The organism is Micromonospora sp. NPDC048170 (assembly GCF_040652795.1).
Classification (GTDB): domain Bacteria; phylum Actinomycetota; class Actinomycetes; order Mycobacteriales; family Micromonosporaceae; genus Micromonospora.
In genome coordinates this window covers 51,300-70,345 of record NZ_JBEZMR010000015.1, presented here as the reverse complement: position 1 = coordinate 70,345, position 19,046 = coordinate 51,300, and the positions used below count along the sequence as shown (strand labels likewise).

16 protein-coding genes and 1 tRNA gene are annotated in these 19,046 nt (G+C 72.0%); 6 read left to right on the top strand and 11 right to left on the bottom strand.

Annotated elements, in window-relative coordinates; genetic code table 11:
* Positions 1-30: 30 nt before the first annotated feature.
* A complete protein-coding gene (locus AB0D32_RS19830) occupies positions 31-828 on the bottom strand; it encodes an alpha/beta fold hydrolase (RefSeq protein WP_357091843.1) in 798 nt (265 codons plus the stop codon).
* A 52-nt stretch (positions 829-880) separates the two neighbouring features.
* Positions 881-2,752 (bottom strand): sigma-70 family RNA polymerase sigma factor, encoded by a 1,872-nt coding sequence (locus AB0D32_RS19825; protein WP_357091841.1) that lies wholly within the window; start codon positions 2,750-2,752, stop codon positions 881-883.
* Positions 2,753-2,889: 137 nt separating this feature from the next.
* Between AB0D32_RS19825 and AB0D32_RS19820 the strand changes: the two genes are divergently transcribed.
* Complete coding sequence (locus AB0D32_RS19820; protein WP_357091838.1) at positions 2,890-3,762, top strand: hypothetical protein; 873 nt, start codon at positions 2,890-2,892, stop codon at positions 3,760-3,762.
* Between the two features lie 118 nt (positions 3,763-3,880).
* Here AB0D32_RS19820 and AB0D32_RS19815 read toward each other — a convergent pair whose 3' ends face one another.
* A complete protein-coding gene (locus tag AB0D32_RS19815) occupies positions 3,881-4,618 on the bottom strand; it encodes a VOC family protein (RefSeq protein ID WP_357091835.1) in 738 nt (245 codons plus the stop codon).
* Positions 4,619-4,751: 133 nt separating this feature from the next.
* Between AB0D32_RS19815 and AB0D32_RS19810 the strand changes: the two genes are divergently transcribed.
* Positions 4,752-5,378, top strand: a complete 627-nt coding sequence (locus tag AB0D32_RS19810; RefSeq protein ID WP_357091832.1) for a class I SAM-dependent methyltransferase — start codon at positions 4,752-4,754, stop codon at positions 5,376-5,378.
* Here AB0D32_RS19810 and AB0D32_RS19805 read toward each other — a convergent pair.
* Positions 5,342-6,559 (bottom strand): MFS transporter, encoded by a 1,218-nt coding sequence (locus tag AB0D32_RS19805; RefSeq protein ID WP_357091830.1) that lies wholly within the window; start codon positions 6,557-6,559, stop codon positions 5,342-5,344. The genes AB0D32_RS19810 and AB0D32_RS19805 overlap by 37 nt on opposite strands.
* 78 nt (positions 6,560-6,637) lie before the next feature.
* Here AB0D32_RS19805 and AB0D32_RS19800 point away from each other — a divergent pair, with 78 nt between their 5' ends.
* Positions 6,638-7,381, top strand: a complete 744-nt coding sequence (locus AB0D32_RS19800; RefSeq protein ID WP_357091827.1) for a helix-turn-helix transcriptional regulator — start codon at positions 6,638-6,640, stop codon at positions 7,379-7,381.
* A 509-nt stretch (positions 7,382-7,890) separates the two neighbouring features.
* On the opposite strand, the gene AB0D32_RS19795 is transcribed toward AB0D32_RS19800, so the two are convergent.
* From AB0D32_RS19795 to AB0D32_RS19770, 6 genes are all read right to left on the bottom strand, one after another.
* A tRNA-Val gene (locus tag AB0D32_RS19795) sits at positions 7,891-7,965 on the bottom strand.
* Positions 7,966-8,045: 80 nt separating this feature from the next.
* The gene (locus AB0D32_RS19790; protein ID WP_357091824.1) at positions 8,046-8,513 is read right to left on the bottom strand and encodes a peroxiredoxin; all 468 of its coding nucleotides are present in this window, start codon (positions 8,511-8,513) and stop codon (positions 8,046-8,048) included.
* A gap of 83 nt (positions 8,514-8,596) precedes the next feature.
* Entirely contained in the window at positions 8,597-9,034 is a 438-nt protein-coding gene (locus AB0D32_RS19785; protein ID WP_357091821.1) for a DUF3052 domain-containing protein, read from the bottom strand.
* Between the two features lie 112 nt (positions 9,035-9,146).
* Positions 9,147-11,636 carry a thiamine pyrophosphate-dependent enzyme gene (locus tag AB0D32_RS19780; RefSeq protein WP_357091818.1) on the bottom strand — a complete coding sequence of 830 codons (2,490 nt, stop codon included), beginning with the start codon at positions 11,634-11,636 and terminating at the stop codon, positions 9,147-9,149.
* 51 nt (positions 11,637-11,687) lie between these two features.
* The gene (locus AB0D32_RS19775) at positions 11,688-12,170 is read right to left on the bottom strand and encodes a MarR family winged helix-turn-helix transcriptional regulator (RefSeq protein ID WP_357091816.1); all 483 of its coding nucleotides are present in this window, start codon (positions 12,168-12,170) and stop codon (positions 11,688-11,690) included.
* A gap of 91 nt (positions 12,171-12,261) precedes the next feature.
* On the bottom strand, positions 12,262-12,666 hold the full coding sequence (locus AB0D32_RS19770; RefSeq protein ID WP_357091814.1) for a YjbQ family protein: 405 nt from the start codon (positions 12,664-12,666) through the stop codon (positions 12,262-12,264).
* 246 nt (positions 12,667-12,912) lie between these two features.
* Here AB0D32_RS19770 and aceE point away from each other — a divergent pair, with 246 nt between their 5' ends.
* On the top strand, positions 12,913-15,651 hold the full coding sequence (gene aceE / locus AB0D32_RS19765; protein ID WP_357091811.1) for a pyruvate dehydrogenase (acetyl-transferring), homodimeric type: 2,739 nt from the start codon (positions 12,913-12,915) through the stop codon (positions 15,649-15,651).
* Between the two features lie 142 nt (positions 15,652-15,793).
* On the opposite strand, the gene AB0D32_RS19760 is transcribed toward aceE, so the two are convergent.
* Positions 15,794-16,240 carry an SRPBCC family protein gene (locus AB0D32_RS19760; protein ID WP_357091808.1) on the bottom strand — a complete coding sequence of 149 codons (447 nt, stop codon included), beginning with the start codon at positions 16,238-16,240 and terminating at the stop codon, positions 15,794-15,796.
* A gap of 186 nt (positions 16,241-16,426) precedes the next feature.
* Here AB0D32_RS19760 and AB0D32_RS19755 point away from each other — a divergent pair, with 186 nt between their 5' ends.
* Together AB0D32_RS19755 and AB0D32_RS19750 are read left to right on the top strand one after the other, a co-directional pair.
* Positions 16,427-17,758, top strand: coding sequence for a GH1 family beta-glucosidase (locus tag AB0D32_RS19755; protein WP_357091805.1), 1,332 nt, complete (start codon positions 16,427-16,429; stop codon positions 17,756-17,758).
* On the top strand, positions 17,755-19,032 hold the full coding sequence (locus tag AB0D32_RS19750) for an MFS transporter (RefSeq protein ID WP_357091801.1): 1,278 nt from the start codon (positions 17,755-17,757) through the stop codon (positions 19,030-19,032). Before AB0D32_RS19755 ends, AB0D32_RS19750 begins: the two co-directional genes overlap by 4 nt.
* The last annotated feature ends 14 nt before the right edge of the window (positions 19,033-19,046 follow it).

Genomic DNA, 19,046 nt, shown 5'->3' with positions numbered 1-19,046 from the left:
CCGGCCCCGAGGCCCGGCACCGCGTCGGCGTCAGCCGGGCGGCGACACCGGGTGGGTGAGGAACGGCAGGACGACGGCGGGCAACGCCGGCGAGGTGACGATGTCGTAGTGGGTGAGCCCCGGCAGCACGGCGAGCCGGGCGGCCGGCCGGTCGGTCCCGTCCCAACCGGCGTCCCGGTGACCGCCGCCGAGCAGGCCGAAGAACTCCACCATGTGCGCCGCGCTGACCGAGTCGGCGTCGGCGAAGACCAGCAGGGTGGGCACGACGAGGGCGGCCACCTCCGCCGACCAGTCGTAGTCGCGCCGCAGCAACTCGCCCGTCTTCGCCCAGAGCCGCGGCCAGTCCCCCGGCCTGGGCGCGACGCGTGTGTAGAGCTCGTGCGGCGGGGAGCCGCGCAACTGCTCGCTCGCCGCCTCGTCGGGCTCGGGCATGCCCGCCAGCACCTCCGGATACCAGCCCTGCCGCCGGCACGGCGCGGAGACGACGACCAGCCTGCGGACCAGCGCCGGATGCTGGATCGCGGTACGCAGCGCCACGCCACCGCCGAGCGAATAGCCCATCACGTCGGCCTCGGTCAGGCCGAGGTGGTCGATCAGCGCCGCGACGTCGTCGGCCATCGACTCGTAGCGCAGCGGACGGTCGACGTCGGCAGTGCGCCCGTGGCCCTGGAGGTCGACCGCGATCACCCGGCGGCGCGCGGCCAGGGCCGGCAGGATCGCCGCGAACATCTCCACCGAGCCGAAGCCGCCGTGCAGCAACAGCAGCGGACGGCCGGTGCCGTGCTCCTCGTGCCACAGGCGCAGCCCGTCCACCTCCGCGTAGCTCATCGGCCCATTCAACCCCGGCCGTACGACGTTCGCGGGCTGCCGGCCGTCCCGGCTACCCCGGCCGTAGGCAAGGGTCGGTGACCGGGTAGGTCGGGCTCTGCGCCGTACGGCCGTCCACCGCCGTCGCCCGCACCGACCACGTCAGCGCCGTCGCGCGCAACTGCCCGACGGTCGCCCGCGCGGTCGACCCGTCCACCGTCATGGCCCGGGCCGACGTCCTGCCCCCGGCGGGTGTCCAGCGAACCTCGGCGCCGCCCAGTGCGGCACTGCCGGTGGCCCGCACCACGAGGCTGTACGTGTCCGAGCCGCACCGCACGTGAGCGGTGGCGGAGACCGTGAACGGCGCGGCGACCTGCGTCGCGCCCGTCGGCCGGGGCGCGGTCGGCGGCCTGGTCGGCGCCACGGACGGTGCCGGTGCGACGCTGGGCGCGGCCTCGGGCGCATCGGTCCGGGTGGCCCCGTCGCCGTCCGCCGACACGACTCCGCTCCCGGGCGTCGGACCGGCGGCGCCGGCCGGCGGCGGGTCGGCAGCCAGCGTGCCGGCCCCCGTGGCCGGCACGGACGGCGGTGCGGAGGCGGGTGCCACCGGCTCACCGGCCGGTGAGCCGAGCGTCTCGGACACCGGCTGGCCGGAGCCGTCCCGCGCGGCGGTCGGGCGTCCTGGCGCCAGCGCCCAGGTGCCGAATGCGGCGAGAAGGACCAGCAGCGCTGCCGCCCCCGCCAGCCGCCGACGCCGCCGGTCGCGTTTCGCCGGCGAGGTCGCCCGCACGGCGTGCGCCCCACCACGCGGCACCGCCGCACCGTTCCGGGCCACCGCCCCGCCGTCCGAGGCCACCGCCGCACCTTCCGGCACGACCGCCGCCCCTTCCGGGGCCACCGCCACGCCGTCCGTCGGCGTGGGGCCATCGCCCGAACCGGCCGCCGGCCCGGCGTCTCCCGTCCCGGATGGTGCGTCGGCTGCGGGCTCGGTCGCTGGACCGGCGCTCCCCGATCCGGGTGGTACGTCGGCTGCCGGCGTCTGCTCGGTCACCGGGCCGGCGTCTCCCGACCCGGACGGCTCGCCGGCTGGCGGCGCCTGGTCGGTTGCCGGGCCGGTGGTGACGGCAGCCGCCGGATCGACCGCCGGGTCGGCCAGGACGCCGGTCGCGTAGACGTCGGCCAGTCTCGGCCACACCGTGTCGGCCACGACCAGGAAGGCCGGCGCCGTGTACGCCGACAGCAGGGCAGCCGGGCTGAGGTGTTCCCGCCGGAGCAGCCCGCACACCGCACAGCTCTCGATGTGCCGCGAGACCCGCTTGCGCAGGGTCGGGGTGAGCCGGCCCTGCCAGCCGTCGATCAGGCCGGCGAGGGTCGGGCAGTCCCGGGCTCCGGTGCGGGCCACCAACAGCGCCCCCAGCGCCCGTTCGAGCTGCGAACGGGCCCGCGACAGGCGGGCGTGGGCGTGGTTCGCGGGCACCCCGAGAGCCGTGCCGATGTCGGCGGACGACAGGTCGTGTCGGATGGCCAGGTGGACCACCTCGCGGTCGCCCGGGTTCAGCGCGGCGACCGCGGTGTGCACCAGGGCGCGTACCTGCTCGGCGTTGACGCCCGTGGCCGGGTCGACGGTGTCGGCCACCTGCTCGCCGGCCTCCTCGATCGGCAGCGAGCGGGACCGTTCCCGGAGCTGCCGGAGACATTCGTTGCGCACGATCGCGTACAACCAGGAGCGCAGCCGGTCCGGCTCCCGAAGCTGGCCGATGCGCTGGCTGGCGGTGAGGAACGCGTCGTGGACGGCGTCCGCGGCGGCCTCGGGCTCGCGCAACATCGTCCGGGCGTACGTGTACAGCCGGTCGGCGTACCGCCGGTACATGCCCTCCAGCCCGGCCCGCTCGCCGCGGCGCACCGCCTCGACCAGTGCGGTGTCGTCCCGTGCCGCCGTGTCCATCCAGGTCTCCCGCTGATCGTCGACCGGTCAATTAGAACCGCGGAATTTTTTTCTTGGAGCTTTCTGTTGGCATCCCGACCCGACCGCGCTCCTACCGGTGTCATCGCAACCGAACAGCCCCAGATAGGGAAGACATCATGCGAGAAGGATCGAACCTGAACCCGTGGTCGCGTCGGACGGCCGCCGTCGGCGGTGCCGCGCTGAGCGCGCTCGTGCTCGGCCAGCTGGCCCTCGCCGGACCGGTGGCGGCGGTGCCCGGCCTGAGCATCAAGACGACGACCGGCCCGAGCAGCAGCGCCGCGAAGTCGCAGAACGCGACCTGCCCGGCCGGCACCAAGGTCATCGGCGGTGGTGGCGCGATCACCGGCTTCGGCCTCGGGCAGGTCGGCATGGACATCATGCGACCACTGATCGGCGGGGACGCGTACTCGGTGACCGGCCGGGAGGACGAGAACGGCGTGAGCGGCAGTTGGGCGGTCACGGCGAGCGCGGTGTGCGCCACGCCGCCCCCGGGCCTGGTGACCGTGTCCGGCAGTTCGGCGCCCAGCTTCGGCACGTCGAACTGGTTCGAGAAGTCCTGCCCGGCCGGCAAGCACGCCATCGGGGTCGGCGGCGCGGTCGTCGGGGCGTCGAACAGCGAGGTCGTCCTCGAGGATCTGCGCATCAACCAGAACAGCGTCGTGGTGGCGGGTGCCGAGGACGAGACGGGCTTCGCCGACACCTGGTGGCTGGATGCCACCGCGATCTGCGCCGACCCGCTGCCCGGCGAGCAGCGCGTGATCGACGACAGCGTCTACAGCTCCGCCTCCGTCCAGTCGGTCACCGCCGAGTGCCCTTCCGGCACGCGCGTGCACGGGGTGGGCGGCGAGATCCTCGGCGGCGACGGGCAGGTGCGCCTGACCGAGATGCGGGCCACGAGCTCGACCGTCGTCACCGTCCGCGCCATGGAGGACGAGAACGGCTTCAGCGACAACTGGAAGGTGCGCGCGTACGCCGTCTGCGCGAACTGACCCGTCGGCACCCGTGGTCCCGCGCCGGCTGCCCGGCGCGGGACCGGCAGGTCGCCGGACGTCACGATCGACGAACCGGTACGGGCCGCCGGTCATCCGGCGGCCCGTCCGCGTGCCGTCAGCTTGGGGCGAGGAGGCAGAACTCGTTGCCTTCCGGGTCGGCGAGGACCGTCCACGGGACATCGCTTTGACCAAGGTCGATGAGGGTGGCGCCGAGAGTCCCCAGTCTGGCCGTCTCGGCCTCCACGTCGTCACCTGGGTATGGGCGGATGTCGAGATGGACGCGGTTCCACACGGTCTTCACGTCGGGTGTGCGGAGGAACTGCAGGTATGGGCCGATGCCCTTGGCAGAGCGCAGCACCGCGTTGTGGTCGGTCACTTCGTGCAGGGTCCAGTCCGTGGCCCTGCTCCAGAAGCGGGCCATCGCTCGCGGGTTCGCGCAGTCGACCACTACCGCGGCGATCGGTCCGGTGTCCTGGTAGAGCGGTCGGGGGTCCAGCACACAGAACTCGTTGCCCTCCGGGTCGGCCATGACCGTCCATGGGACGTCGCCCTGGCCCACGTCGGCGGGTGTTGCGCCGAGATCCTTCAGGCGCGCGACGACCTCCGCCTGATGGGCCGCCGAGGTGGTGGCGAGGTCGACGTGCACCCGGTTCTTCACCGTCTTGGGTTCCGGGGAGACGATGAGGTCGACGCAGACAGCGACGGGGTCGGGGTAGACGAAGCCCTCGGGTTCGAGGTTGGTCACGCCGGGTTCCTCGCTGGAGACCCCCCAGCCGAGCACCGCAGCCCAGAAACCGCCGAGCGCGGCGTCGTCCCGAGCCTTCATGTTGATTTGAACGAGCCGCGTTGCCATGTCGGCGATGCTAGGGCCTGTGTCGAGTCGGCGGTGGCGCCCGACCGTTCGGCGTGTCGAAGATCGACATGTGGCGAGGTCCCGTCGAGTAAATGAATCGGCAAGCGGTACCGAGACTCGTAGCGTCGCCAGGATGGGCAGCAACGACGAACGCGACCTGGTCCGACGCGGGTACGACGCACTCTCCTACCACTACCGGTCCGACGACGCGGGTGACGGTCAGTACGCTCCCTGGCTCGCCGGCCTACACCGGCGCCTACCGGGCCCGGCAGCCGTCCTCGACCTCGGATGCGGCTGTGGTGTGCCGACCGCTCGTTACCTCGCCACCGCCGGGCACCACGTCACCGGCATCGACATCAGCGATGTCCAGCTCGAGCGGGCACGCCGCCTGGTGCCCACCGGCACCTTCCTGCGCGCTGACGCCACCCGACTCGACCTGCCACCGGCCTCGTTCGACGCCGTGGTCTGCCTCTACGCCCTCATCCACATGCCCCTGGCCGACCAGCCGCGGCTGATCAGGAACATCGCCACCTGGCTACGCCCCGGGGGCTGGCTGCTGACCACCGTCGGCAGCAGCGCCTGGACCGGCACCGAGGACAACTGGCTCGACGGCCCCGCCACCATGTGGTGGAGCCACGCCGATGCCTCCACCTACCGCTCATGGCTGCAACAGGCGGGACTGACAGTCACCACCGAGGACTTCGTCCCGGAAGGCACCAGCGGTCACGCCCTCTTCTGGGCACAGCGCCCACAGGGCTGACACGGTCCCTGGACACTCCGCGGCTGGGGAGCTCCGCCGAGCTCAGCCACTTCCGGGTCGCGCAGAGTCTGGAACAACAGCCAGCTGAGCACCGGCATGAGGATGAGCGGCGCCAGCGCGGTTCGCAACGACGTCGCGTCTGCTACCGCGCCGATGACAGGGCTGGCGAGGCCGCCGATGCTGACGGTCAGGCCGAGGGTGATGCCACTGGCGGTGCCGACCTTCGTGGGTAGGTAGTCCTGCCCGAGGGTGACCTGGAGCGAGAAGGGAACATAGAGGCCGACCGAGGTCAGGGCCACGAACAGGTAGATGGCGGGTCCAGGCACCCACACCACGCCCGTGATCACGACGACGGTGAGCGCGTACGACCAGCGGGAGACCGCCACCCGGCCCCATCGTGCTGCCGCGGACCCGCCCAGCATCGAGCCGATCACACCGCCGAGGTAGAGCACGAACAGGGCGGCAGTGCCCGCCGCAGAGCTGCCGTTCATACGCTGCTGGGCGTACAGGGAGATGAACGTGCTCAGGCCGACGAAGGAGATCGACCGGAACACCACGGCCAGCATCAGCCGCACGAACGAGGGGATGTCGTCGTGCCCGACCGGTGCTGATGCTCCGCTTTCGGCGCTCCTGCGCTTGGCCAGAGTGCGCAGGACGGGCAAAGCCATCGCAGTGCCGACGAGAGCCGGTACCACCATCAACGGCGTCCAGCCCAGGCCACCGATGGCCGCGACGGCGGCGACCATCAGCGGCGCCAGCGCGAAGCCGACGTTGCCGCCGGTGGAGAAGTACGCCATGGCGGTGTGGCTGCCCTCGCTGGCTTCGCGAGCGATCCGCGCGGATTCGGGATGGTAGGCGGCCACGCCGATGCCGGAGACCGCCACGAAGAAGAGAGTGAGTGTGTAGTTACCGCTCAGTCCGCTCAGTGCGATACCCACCCCGCCCAGCATGGTGCTGACGGGCAGCAGCCAGGGCATTGCCCACCGGTCGGTGAGCGCGCCGAACACCGGCTGCGCCACCGAAGACAGCAGTGACGCAGCGAGCACGAAGCCAGATGCCGCCGCGTAGGTGTAAGCCCGTTCCGCGACGAACAACGGCACCAGAGCCGCGACGGTGCCCTGGTAGATGTCGACGCAGGCATGGCCAACGGAGAGCAGGGTGATTGAGGTTCTCCTTCGCACTCAGCGATGGTTCCAACTCGCCACCCTGTCGGGCTTCCGATAATCTGCCAACCAATGACGGAAATACGCCACGCCCCGGTGGCCCCCACGCGTACTCAACGGCTCGCGTCCGGGGGCCAGATCGACGCGCACCGTCATGACGATCACCAGATCGTCTACGCCACCCGCGGGGTGCTGTCCGTCACGACCGACGAAGGTTCCTGGGTCGCGCCGGGCACGCGCGCCATCTGGGTGCCGGCCGGAACGGTGCACGCCCACCGGGCATACGGCGAACTGGACCTGCACCTGGTCGGGTTGCCGGCATCGGACAACCCGCTCGGCCTGGACACTCCGACCGTGCTGACCGTCGGCCCGCTGCTATGCGAACTGATCATCGCCTATGCGGGCGACGGAAGCGGAGACAGCCCAGAACGGGCCCGGCTGCGCGCCGTGCTGCTCGACCAACTCCGGGCCTCTCCCCAGCAACCGCTGCACGTGCCAACCCCCACCGAGCCCGTGCTGCGCACCGTGTGCGCCATCTTGCAGGCCGACCCGGGCGACAACCGTACGCTCGCGGAACTCGGCCGTGAGGTGGGGGCCAGCGACCGCACCCTGTCCCGGATGTTCCGCCGCGACCTCGCTATGACCTTTCCACAGTGGCGCACCCAGCTACGCCTACACCACGCACTGATTCTGCTGGCCGACAGGACGCCGGTCACCGTCGTGGCCCACCGATGCGGCTGGTCGTCGGCCAGCGCCTTCATCGACGTGTTCCGCCGCACCTTCGGCCAAACCCCAGGCGCTTCGTCGTATGACTCATCGACTGGTTGGTGCAAGGCATGACGCAGGCGTCGGCCAAGCGCTCGTTGACCGGAACGCCGATAGCATGCGGGCATGTGCCGGTACGCCGAGACTCCTTACAAGGTCCACTACGTGTGCGTGTCGTGCCGTCGTAGTCACAAGTACGCCTGGGACAACGCAAAGCACCTGTGTACGTCGTGTCGGCAGCCGATGGTCCTTGCTGGGCACGACTTCGCGGCCCCCCGGCGGGGGAATGACTCCGGGTGGGCCGCGGTTGCGGCAGTTCTCGGGGCCGGACTGCGCTACGAGGGTTTCGAGGTCTGCGGGTGTTCGCGGGAGCCGAGGTTCCGGCCGCGAACGCGTGCCCAAGTCCGGATGCGGCGGCGGGCCGCCAGCCGCCTTGGGCTGTCGGAGGCTGAGGCGCTGGCTGCGCGGGATCCCTACGACCTTGGTTGACTACGGGACCGCGCTGCACTTCGCTGCGCTGGACGTTCTGGCTGACCAGCTCGGCTGCCACGTCGGCGCGCATCCGGTTTTGGTGCTGGTGGTGATGGTGGGCGCGGCAGGTTTCGAACCTGCGACCCCTCGCTTGTAAGGCGAGTGCTCTCCCACTGAGCTACGCGCCCGGTACGCCCCTACGGCGGGCCGGAGGGTGGCAAGCTTACCCTGCCCTCCACCGGCCCGGTCGTACGGCGTGCCCGGTTGGTCAGGCCGCGACGGCGTCGGCGAGCGCCTTGCGCCAGCCCTGCTGGTCGCGCGCCTCACCCGGCATGTTCATCTCGGCGAAGCGGACCACGCCGGCCTTGTCGATCACGAAGGTGCCCCGGTTGGCGATGCCCGCGACGTCGTTGAAGACGCCGTACGCCTGGGCGGTCGCGCCGTGCGGCCAGAAGTCGGCCAGCAGCGGGAACTGGTAGCCCTCCTTGTCGGCCCAGATCTTGTGGGCGTAGACCGAGTCGACGCTGACGGTCAGGACCTGGACGTCGTCGTTGACGTATTCGTTGAGGTTGTCCCGCACCTCGCACAGCTCACCCTGGCAGATCCCGGTGAAGGCGAGTGGGTAGAAGACCAGCAGCACGGTGCGCTTGCCACGGAAGTCCGAGAGCCGGACCTCCTGGTTGTTCTGGTCCTTGAGCACGAAGTCCGGCGCCTCGGCGCCAACCTCGATCGGCATGCGAGCTCCTCAGAGATGGGATCGGATGGCAACAGCCTGCCACACCCGGCAGCGGGCGCTGCCGGGTGATCACTGGCGGCGGCCTACTTCTTGCCCTTGGCCCCGCGGCGCAGGACGAGGCGGGCCCCGCTCCAGTCCCGGCCGGCGTTGATGGTGGAGGTCTGTTGGAGGCCGGCGGTGGGCGCGGACTCGGCGATCTCGCTCGGCTCGACGTGCCCCTCGCGCCCGGCCTTGGGCGTGAGCAGCCACACGACACCGTTGTCGGCCAGCGGGCCGAGGGCGTCGACTAGGAGTTCGAAGAGATCACCGTCACCGTCGCGGTACCAGACCAGCACCGCGTCGACCACCTCGTCGGTGTCCTCGTCGACCAGATCTCCACAGCGGTCGGTCAGTGCGTCCCGGAGATCCTGGTCGACGTCGTCGTCGTACCCCATCTCCATGACGACCATCCCCGGCTCGATCCCGAACCGGTCCGCCAGGCTGCGTACCCCGTCGGCGGCCTGACCAGCGGTCGCGCTCACTGTCGCGTGCCTCCTCATCTCATCCCTACCCGCGGCGTCACGTCGACGCCGTCAGGCAAAGTCCACACAGTTGTGGCTCCCCGCGCAAGTGGCGCACCGGGTGGAACGGAATTTACCGTGCCAAGAGAGCGCGGGCACCCTGGGTAATGGCTTCCTCGGAGACCAGAACCTGACGGGCCGCCGGCCCTAATGGTACAAACGAGTCAACTCCGGCGACTCGCCGCGCCGCTCCGACATACCCGCCGTCCACCAGGGCCGCGATGACCCCCTCGCCGACCCCGCCGGAGCGGCGGGTCTCGTCCACGACCAGCACCCGGCCGGTCGCCGCCGCCTCCCGGACGATGTCGGCCACCGGCAGCGGGGCCAGCCAGCGCAGGTCCACCACCCGGATCCCGATCCCCTCGTCGGCGAGGGCCGCCGCCGCACGCAACGACATCGGGACCCCGTTACCGAACGTGATGATCGTGACGTCCTCGGCGGAGCCGACGCCGTAGACGCGGGCCCTGCCGATGGGCAGGTGCCCGCCGGTCCACGCGCCGGGCTCGGCGTAGTGTGACAGCCACTCGCCGTCACCGTCGGCGTACAGGTCACGGGTGTGGTAAAGCGCGATCGGCTCCAGGAAGACGCAGACGCTGCCGTCCACCGCCGCGCTGGCCAGGCAGGTGCGCAGCATGGGCGCGGCGTCGTCCGGCCGCGACGGCACCGCGATCACCAGGCCCGGCACGTCCCGGAGTACGGCCACCGAGTTGTCGTTGTGGAAGTGCCCCCCGAACCCCTCCTGGTAGGCCAGGCCGGCCACCCGCACCACCATGGGGTTGCGGAACGCCCCCTGGGAAAAGAACTGCATCGTGGCGGCCTCGCCGCGCACCTGGTCCTCGGCGTTGTGCAGGTACGCCAGGTACTGGATCTCGGGCACGGGCAGCATCCCGGCCAGCCCTGCGCCGAGCCCCAGCCCGAGGATCGAGGTCTCGTCGAGCAGGGTGTCGAAGACCCGGGCCGCGCCGAAGCGGTCCCGCAGCCCCTTGGTCACCCCGTAGACGCCGCCCCTGGCGCCGACGTCCTCGCCGAACACGGCCATCTGCGGGTGGTCGAGCATCCCGTCGGCGAGCGCGGCGTTGATGCTCTGCGCCAGCGTCAGCGGGCCGGTCAGCTCCGGCGGCTTCCCGCCGAACGCCTCCGCGCGGGCCCCGGCCCCGGGCCCGGCGGCGCGGGCCGCCGCGTCGGCCACCGCCCGGGCGACCCGGGCCGGCCGGCGCGGGGCCAGCGGGGCCACCACCTCGGCGGGTGCGGTCAGCTTCGGCTCGTCCAGCACCTCCTCGGCGATCCGGCGCACCTGCCAGCCGATCTCGTCGTAGCGGGCCAGCAGTTCCTCGCCGGTGGCGACCCCGGCCCCGACCAGCAGCCGCGCGGTGCCGGTCAGCGGGTCCCGGTCGAGGTCGGCGGCGATCTCCCCGGCGCTCCGGTACGCGGTCTCGGCGTCCGCGCCGGCGTGCCCCATCAGCCGTACGGTCGACAGGTGGAGCACGGCGGGGCGGCGGTGCCGGCGCACCCAGGCCGCCGCCTCGGCCGCCACCTCGTACGCCCGCACCAGGTCGTCGCCGTCCGCGGCGAAGTACCGGATCCCCGGCTTGGCCCGCAGCGTGGTCTCCACCCACCCCTTCGGGGAGCGGACGCTGATGCCGAGGCCGTTGTCCTCGCAGACGAAGAGCACCGGGATGCGCAGGCCGGTGTGGTCGTACCAGCCGGCGGTGTTGAACGCGGCGGTGGCGCTGGCGTGGTTGACCGAGGCGTCGCCGAACGAGCAGACCACGACGGCGTCCGGCGGCCAGGGTGTGTACGCGTCGTCCCCGCCGCTGCCGGTCCGCACCCCGTCGCGCCGGCCGGCGGTGTCCAGCCGGCGGAGCCGTTCCACCGCCAGCCCCATCCCGACGGCGCGGGGCAGGTGCGAGGCGATGGTGGAGGTGGTCGGGATGACGGCCAGGTCGGCCCGGCCGAAGACCTTGTGCCGCCCGCCGGCGAGGGGCTCCCGGCTGGAGGCGACCATGCCCCGCAGCACGTCACGGGCCGCCTCGGCGTACTCCGGGGAGAACGGCCGGTCCACGAGGGGCCCGCCGGTCGGATCGTCCGGGTCGGGGGCGTCCGGCCGGGAACCCTCGGCGGGGCCGGCCGGGGCGTCCTCGGCGGGCCCGTCGGCCGCACCACCCGGCTGGTCGGCCCCGCCCTGCGCGGCCTCCGGCTGGTCGGCCGAGGCCGCTCGGGCGGCCTGGGCGGCGCGGACGCAGTAGAAGGCGCCCGAGCGGTAGTGCAACAGGGCCGGGTCGGAGGCGCGCAGGGCGGCGGCGACCGCGGCGTTTCCCTCGTGGCCGGCGGAGCCGATCGTGTAGAACCCCTCGTCGAAGCTGCGCAGCCATCGGCCGGCCAGGTCGAGCTGACGGCTGGTCGCCTGGGCGTCGAAGAGTTCCAGCGCCCGCGCGCCGGTGAGCGTCGTGTCGTCGGTGACCGGCCGTGCCGGGTCACGCCGCTGCGGCGGGGCGGCCAGCTCGGCCAGCGCCTCCCGGAAGCGGTCGTCGAGATCTTGCGGGGTGGTCACGTCGGACAGCATTACCGACAAGCGGCCCGCGCGCCCACCCGGACACGAACGACGCGGGGTGCGTCAGTCGTCGCCGCACCGCTCGGGGCAGCCGCCGTCGGAGACCTTCCAGACCAGCTCACGCAGGGTCGACAGCTCCTCCACGGTGAGCCCGGCGAGCAGTCGGGAGTCCGACATGACCTGCCGCACCCGGGCCCGGACCTGCCGCCCCCGCCCGGTGACCACAAGCGTCTTCTGCCGCCGGTCGGTGGGGTCGGTGCGCCGTTCGACCAGCCCGGACCGCTCCAGCCTGTCGACCAGGGCGGTCACGTTGGAGCGGTCGCAGCCCAGCCCCTCGGCGAGGTCCCGGGCCGGCAGCGGCCGGTCGGGGTCCAGTTCGTGCAGCGCCCGCGCGGTCGCGGGGGTCAGCCCCAGCTCGGCGATCTCCACGTCCTGGTGGTGGCGCAGCGCGGAGGCGAGGTGCGTGATGCGGCGCACCACCTCGCCGGCCAGCACCGCGCGGTCGGCGGAGTCCGGCGGGGTGGAGGGGACGGTGTGCTGCGCCATGTCCCACAGCCTACTTACCGTCAACAGTTGAGCACCTCTACCGTTTGCCGGCTCACGCGCATCGCGCCTTGGTCCGGGACGGGAGGCGGCGTCAGCCGGGGAGGAACGAGAAACGGACGCTGCGGGTGGGGTTGTCCCCGTTGGGATCGACCAGGCAGACCGACTGCCAGGTGCCCAGCGCCAGCCGCCCGTCGACCACGGGCAGCGTCGCGTACGGGGGGACGAACGCCGGCAGCACGTGGTCGCGCCCGTGCCCGGGCGAGCCGTGCCGGTGCCGCCAGCGGTTGTCGGCGGGAAGCAGGTCGTCGAGTGCGGCGAGCAGGTCGTCGTCGGATCCCGAGCCGGTCTCGATGATCGCCAGTCCGGCGGTGGCGTGCGGCACGAAGACGTGCAGCAGCCCGTCGCCGTGCCCGGAGACGAACCGCTCGGCCTCGGCCGTGATGTCCCGGACGGCCGGCCGGGACCCGGTCTGGACCGTGATCACCTCACTACGCATACGACGCATTCTGCCCGAGGGGGTCAGCTGTCGCCGCCGGAGTTCCCGGCACCGGACCGCCCGCCGCCGGAGCCTTCGCCGACCAGGCGGGTTGCCCGCCTCACACCGGGCCGCCCGGTTGCGCAAAGTTACCGACGGGTACCTGTGTCGCGCGTCGCCTCTGCGGGCGGTGGACGTGACGGCGGGTGCCACCAGGGGGCAGGATGGCGCTAGAGACCTATCCCACACAGAACCGAGGGAACGCCTGTGGCTACGGAACGCAAGCGCCCGGTGATCACCGCTGGTCTGCCGAGCCAGCTTCCGGACATCGACCCTGAAGAGACCAGCGAATGGGTCGAGTCGCTCGACGGTGTCATCGACGAGCGCGGGACAAAGCGCGCCCGCTACGTCATGCTGAGCCTGCTGGAGCGGGCCCGCGAGCGCCAGGTCGGGGTGCCGTCCCTGACCACCACCGACTACATCAACACCATCCCGCCGGAGCGCGAACCCTGGTTCCCGGGTGACGAGAACGTGGAGCGGCGGATCCGGGCGTACGTCCGGTGGAACGCGGCCATGCTGGTGCACCGGGCGCAGCGTCCCGAGATCGGCGTCGGCGGGCACATCTCCACCTTCGCCAGCTCGGCCTCGCTCTACGAGGTGGGCTTCAACCACTTCTTCCGCGGCAAGAACCACCCTGGTGGCGGCGACCACATCTACTACCAGGGCCACGCCTCCCCCGGCATGTACGCGCGGGCGTACCTGGAGGGGCGGCTCACCGAGCACCAGCTCGACGGGTTCCGCCAGGAGCTGTCGCACCCGGGCGGCGGCCTGCCGTCCTACCCGCACCCCCGGCTCATGCCGGACTTCTGGGAGTTCCCCACGGTCTCCATGGGCCTGGGCGGGCTGAACGCGATCTACCAGGCGCGGTTCAACCGCTACCTGCACCACCGGGGCATCAAGGACACCTCGGACCAGCACGTCTGGGCGTACCTGGGCGACGGCGAGATGGACGAGCCGGAGACGCTCGGCGCGATCGGCGTGGCCGCCCGCGAGGAGCTGGACAACCTCACCTTCGTGATCAACTGCAACCTCCAGCGGCTCGACGGGCCGGTGCGGGGCAACGGCAAGGTCATGCAGGAGCTGGAGGCGTTCTTCCGGGGCGCCGGCTGGAACGTCATCAAGGTGGTCTGGGGCCGGGAGTGGGACCCGCTGCTCGCCGCGGACACCGACGGCGCGCTGGTCAACCTGATGAACACCACGCCCGACGGTGACTACCAGACCTACAAGGCGGAGTCCGGGGCGTACGTCCGGGAGCACTTCTTCGGCCGCGACCAGCGGACCCGCAAGATGGTCGAGGACTTCAGCGACGACGAGATCTGGAACCTCAAGCGGGGCGGACACGACTACCGCAAGCTCTACGCGGCCTACAAGGCGGCGATGGAGCACACCGGCCAGCCGACCGTGATCCTGGCCAAGACGATCAAGGGCTGGACGCTGGGCTCGCACTTCGAGGGCCGCAACGCCACGCACCAGATGAAGAAGCTGACGCTGGAGGACCTGAAGACCTTCCGCGACCGGCTCTACCTGGACATCCCGGACAAGGCGCTGGAGGACAACCCCTACCTGCCGCCGTACTACCACCCCGGCGAGAAGTCCGACGAGATCGCCTACCTCAAGGAGCGGCGCCAGCAGCTCGGCGGCTACCTGCCGTCGCGGCGGCAGGGGGAGAAGCGGCTGGCCATCCCCGGCCCGGAGCGCTTCGCCGACGTCAAGCGCGGCTCGGGCAAGCAGAAGGTGGCCACCACGATGGCCTTCGTACGTCTGCTCAAGGACGTGATGAAGGACAAGGAGTTCGGCAAGCGCTGGGTGCCGATCATCCCGGACGAGGCCCGCACCTTCGGCATGGACTCGCTCTTCCCGACGCAGAAGATCTACTCGCCGCACGGCCAGCGCTACACCTCGGTCGACCGGGAGCTGTTCCTGTCGTACAAGGAGTCCACCGGCGGGCAGATCCTGCACGAGGGGATCAACGAGGCCGGCTCGGTCGCCTCGTTCACCGCCGCCGGCTCGGCGTACGCCACGCACGACGAGCCGATGATCCCGATGTACATCTTCTACTCGATGTTCGGGTTCCAGCGCACCGCCGACGGGCTGTGGGCCGCCGCCGACCAGATGGCCCGGGGCTTCCTGCTCGGCGCCACCGCCGGCCGGACCACGCTCAACGGCGAGGGGCTCCAGCACGAGGACGGCCACTCGCTGCTGATCGCCGCCACCAACCCGGCGGTGGTCGCGTACGACCCGGCGTTCGGTTTCGAGATCGCGCACATCGTCGAAAACGGCCTGCACCGGATGTACGGCGAGGCGCAGGAGAACGTCTTCTACTACCTGACGATCTACAACGAGCCGATCCTCCAGCCGGCGGAGCCCTCGGACGTGGACGTCGAGGGGCTGCTCAAGGGCATCTACCGCTACTCCCCCGCCCCGCAGGTGGACGGCCCGAAGGCGAACGTCCTGGCCTCCGGCACCGGCATGCAGTGGGCGCTCAAGGCCCAGCAGTTGCTGGCCCAGGACTGGGGCGTGGCCGCCGACGTCTGGTCGGTGACCTCCTGGACGGAACTGCGCCGCGACGCGGTGGAGTGCGAGGAGCACAACCTGCTCAACCCGGGCGCGGAGCAGCGGGTGCCGTACATCCAGCAGAAGCTGGCCGACGCCGACGGGCCGAAGGTCGCGGTCAGCGACTGGATGCGCGCGGTGCCGGACCTGGTCGCCCGCTGGGTGCCCGGGGACTACACCTCCCTCGGCACGGACGGGTTCGGCATGTCCGACACCCGGCACGCCCTGCGCCGGCACTTCCACGTCGACGCCGAGTCGGTGGTGGTCGCGACGCTGCGGCAGCTCGCCCTGCGCGGCACGGTGCCGGCGAGCGTGCCGGCCGAGGCGGCCAAGAAGTACGCCATCGAGGACGTGAACGCGGCCCCGGTCGGTGAGACCGGCGGCGACAGCTAGGCACGTACGCGACGAAGGGCCCGGCGCACCTCGCGCCGGGCCCTTCGTCGTTTCCCTCGACGGACGAACCGGCGGTGGTCCGGAGTCCCTGGCGGGGAAACCGGGCCACCGCCGTCGCGGGCGACGCCAGGACGTGCCCGGCTCAGCCGACGGCGGCCAGGTCGGTCAGCCGGGCGAGCGACTCCTCCAGGTCGGCGCCGACCCTGCGCAGGCCGAGGCGGAGCAGGGCGGCCTTGACCGGGCCGGCCGGCCAGCGCACGACGATGAGCCGCACGATCGTCCCGCTCTCCTCCTCGTCCACGGTGAGCTGGACGTAGATCTCGGTGCGCGCCTCCGCCCGGGCACCGGCGCCCCTGGCGCGTTCGCGCCAGCCGATCAGGGTCGGCTCCTGATAGGCGATCACCTCGGCCTCATGCGCCGCGCCACGCCCGGCCTGGACGAGTTGTCGACGCCCGAAGCCCTCTCCCGAGAGCACCTCGGCCGCACGGACCCCCGCCAGCCAGGCCGGCAACTGCTCGGCCCGCTGCACGACGTCCCAGACCGCTTCCACCGGCGCCATCACGTGCGCACTGCGTTCCACGAGGATCATTTCCGTCTTTCCTCCAGTGAGGACATCCCACGATATCGGCACTCTATGCGCAAATTCGGACGTACCTGGACGGGTTCGGAAAAGACACGCCGAAATGCATTGCGCTACGGCGACGTACGGCCTATGGCGCATCGACGGGTCTCGCCCTAGAGTCGCGAACACGATTCACGTACGACGGGAGAGCACATGTCGACCGCAGCGATGCCCGAGTTCCCCGCCGGATTCCGCTGGGGAGTGTCCACCTCCGCCTACCAGATCGAGGGTGGCGCCGACTCCGACGGGCGCGGAGCCTCCATCTGGGACACCTTCGCCCACACCCCCGGCCGGATCCTCGACGGCAGCACCGGCGACGTGGCCTGCGACCACTACCACCGGCACGCCGAGGACGTCGCACTGCTCGCCGGGCTGGGCGTCTCGGCATACCGCTTCTCGATCGCCTGGCCCCGGGTGCGGCCCACCGGCGACGGCCCACTCGACCCGCGCGGGCTCGACTTCTACGACCGCCTCGTCGACGACCTGCTCGCCCACGACATCGACCCCGTCGCCACCCTCTACCACTGGGACCTGCCCCAGCCCCTCGAGGACGCCGGCGGCTGGCTCGCCCGCGACACCGCACACCGCTTCGCCGAGTACGCCGACGCCACCGCCGCCCGGCTCGGCGACCGGGTGAAGCTCTGGATCACCCTCAACGAGCCGTTCATCCACATGAGCCTCGGGCACGCCACAGGCGAGCACGCCCCCGGCCGGACGCTGCTCTTCGACGCCTTCCCGGTCGCCCACCACCAGCTCCTCGGCCACGGTCTCGCCGTCGCCGCACTGCGGGCACGCACCAGCAGCCCGATCGCCATCGCGAACAACTACTCGCCCGTCCGGCCGGCCGGGGACAGCGACGCCGACCGCGCAGCCGTCGCGGCGTACGAGGCCCTGCACAACCGGCTCTTCACCGACCCGCTGTTCGGCCGGGGCTACCCCGACGAGCTGGGCTTCGACACGAGCGCGGTGCGCGCCGGCGACCTCGACGTGATCGCCGCGCCGATCGACGTGCTTGGGGTCAACTACTACAACCCCACCGGCGTACGCGCCCCGCAGGAGGGCTCGCCGCTGCCGTTCGAGATGGTGCCGCTGGAGGGCTACCCGCGCACCGCCTTCGACTGGCCGGTCGCCCCCGACGGGCTGCACGAACTGCTCGGCTGGCTGCACCGCACGTACGCCGACGACCTGCCACCGATCCAGATCACCGAGAGCGGCTGCGCGTACGACGACGTGCCCGACGCCGACGGTCGCGTACCCGACCCGGAGCGGATCGCCTACCTCGACGGGCACCTGCGCGCCGTACGCGCCGCGATGGCCGAGGGCGTCGACGTGACCGGCTACTTCGTCTGGTCGCTGCTGGACAACTGGGAGTGGGCGGACGGCTTCACCAAACGCTTCGGCCTGGTGCACGTCGACTTCGACACCCAGCTCCGTACGCCCAAGTCCTCGTACGCCTGGCTCCGTGACCTGATCGCCCGGCCGTGACCACCGTCGATCCGACGCCCGCCTCGCTGCCGGCGGCGCTCGCCGAGCCGACCGTGCCGGTACGGCGGGGCTGGATCGCGCTGGCCTTCGCCGCGAACCTCGGGGTCTGGATGGCGTTCTTCACGCCGATCCAGGTGCTGCTGCCGCAGCAGTTGGAGCGGATCGCGCCGGCCGACAAGGAGGCCGCGCTCGCCGTGGTGACCGGCATCGGCGCGCTCGCGGCGGTGCTCGCCAACCCCCTCGCCGGGGCGCTGTCGGACCGCACCTGCCTGCGGCTGGCCGGGCGCGAGTTCGGCCGCCGGCACGTCTGGACCGCCGGCGGCGCGCTGCTCGGCGCCGCCGCCCTGGTGCTGCTGGCGCAGCAGCGCACCGTCGCCGGGGTCGCGCTCGGCTGGGTCGCCGCGCAGGTCTGCTTCAACGCGATGCTGGCCAGCCTGACCGCCGCCGTGCCGGACCGGGTGCCGGTCACCCAGCGGGGCGGCGTCTCCGGCTGGGTCGGCATCCCCCAGGCGCTCGGGCTGGTGCTGGGGGTGGTGCTGGTCACCGCCGTGGTCAGCGGCACCGGCGCCGGCTACCTGGCGGTGGCGGCGGCGATGCTGCTGCTGGCCCTGCCGTTCGCGCTGCTCACCACCGACGACCCGCTGCCCCGCGCGCACCGCCCGGCGCTGCGGTGGCGCGCCCTGTTCGCGTCGATGTGGGTCTCGCCGCGCCGGCACCCCGACTTCGGCTGGGCCTGGATCACGCGGTTCCTGGTGCAGCTCGGCAACGCGCTCGGCACGCTCTACCTGCTCTACTTCCTCACCGACGAGGTGCGCCACCCCGACCCCGAGGGCGGCCTGCTGGTGCTGATCCTGCTCTACACGGCCGGCCTGGCGGCCACCGCCGTGGTGGCCGGGCGGCTGTCGGACCGGTCCGGCCGGCGCAAGGTCTTCGTCATCACCGCCGGCGGGATCATGGCGGTCGCCGCGCTGCTGCTGGCCGTCGCGCCGGTCTGGCCGGTGGCCGTGGCCGCCGCGCTGCTGCTCGGCGCCGGCTACGGCGTCTACCTGTCGGTGGACGCCGCGCTGATCACCCAGGTGCTGCCGGCCGCCGCCGACCGGGCCAAGGACCTGGGCGTGATCAACATCGCCAACTCCGCCCCGCAGGTGCTCGGGCCGGCGATCTCCGCCCCGCTCGTGGTGCACCTCGGCGGCTATCCGTCGCTCTACGCGGTCACCGCGGCGGTCACCGTGCTCGGCAGCGTGCTGGTGCTGAAGATCCGCTCGGTGCCCTGAGGTGTACCCCTGGC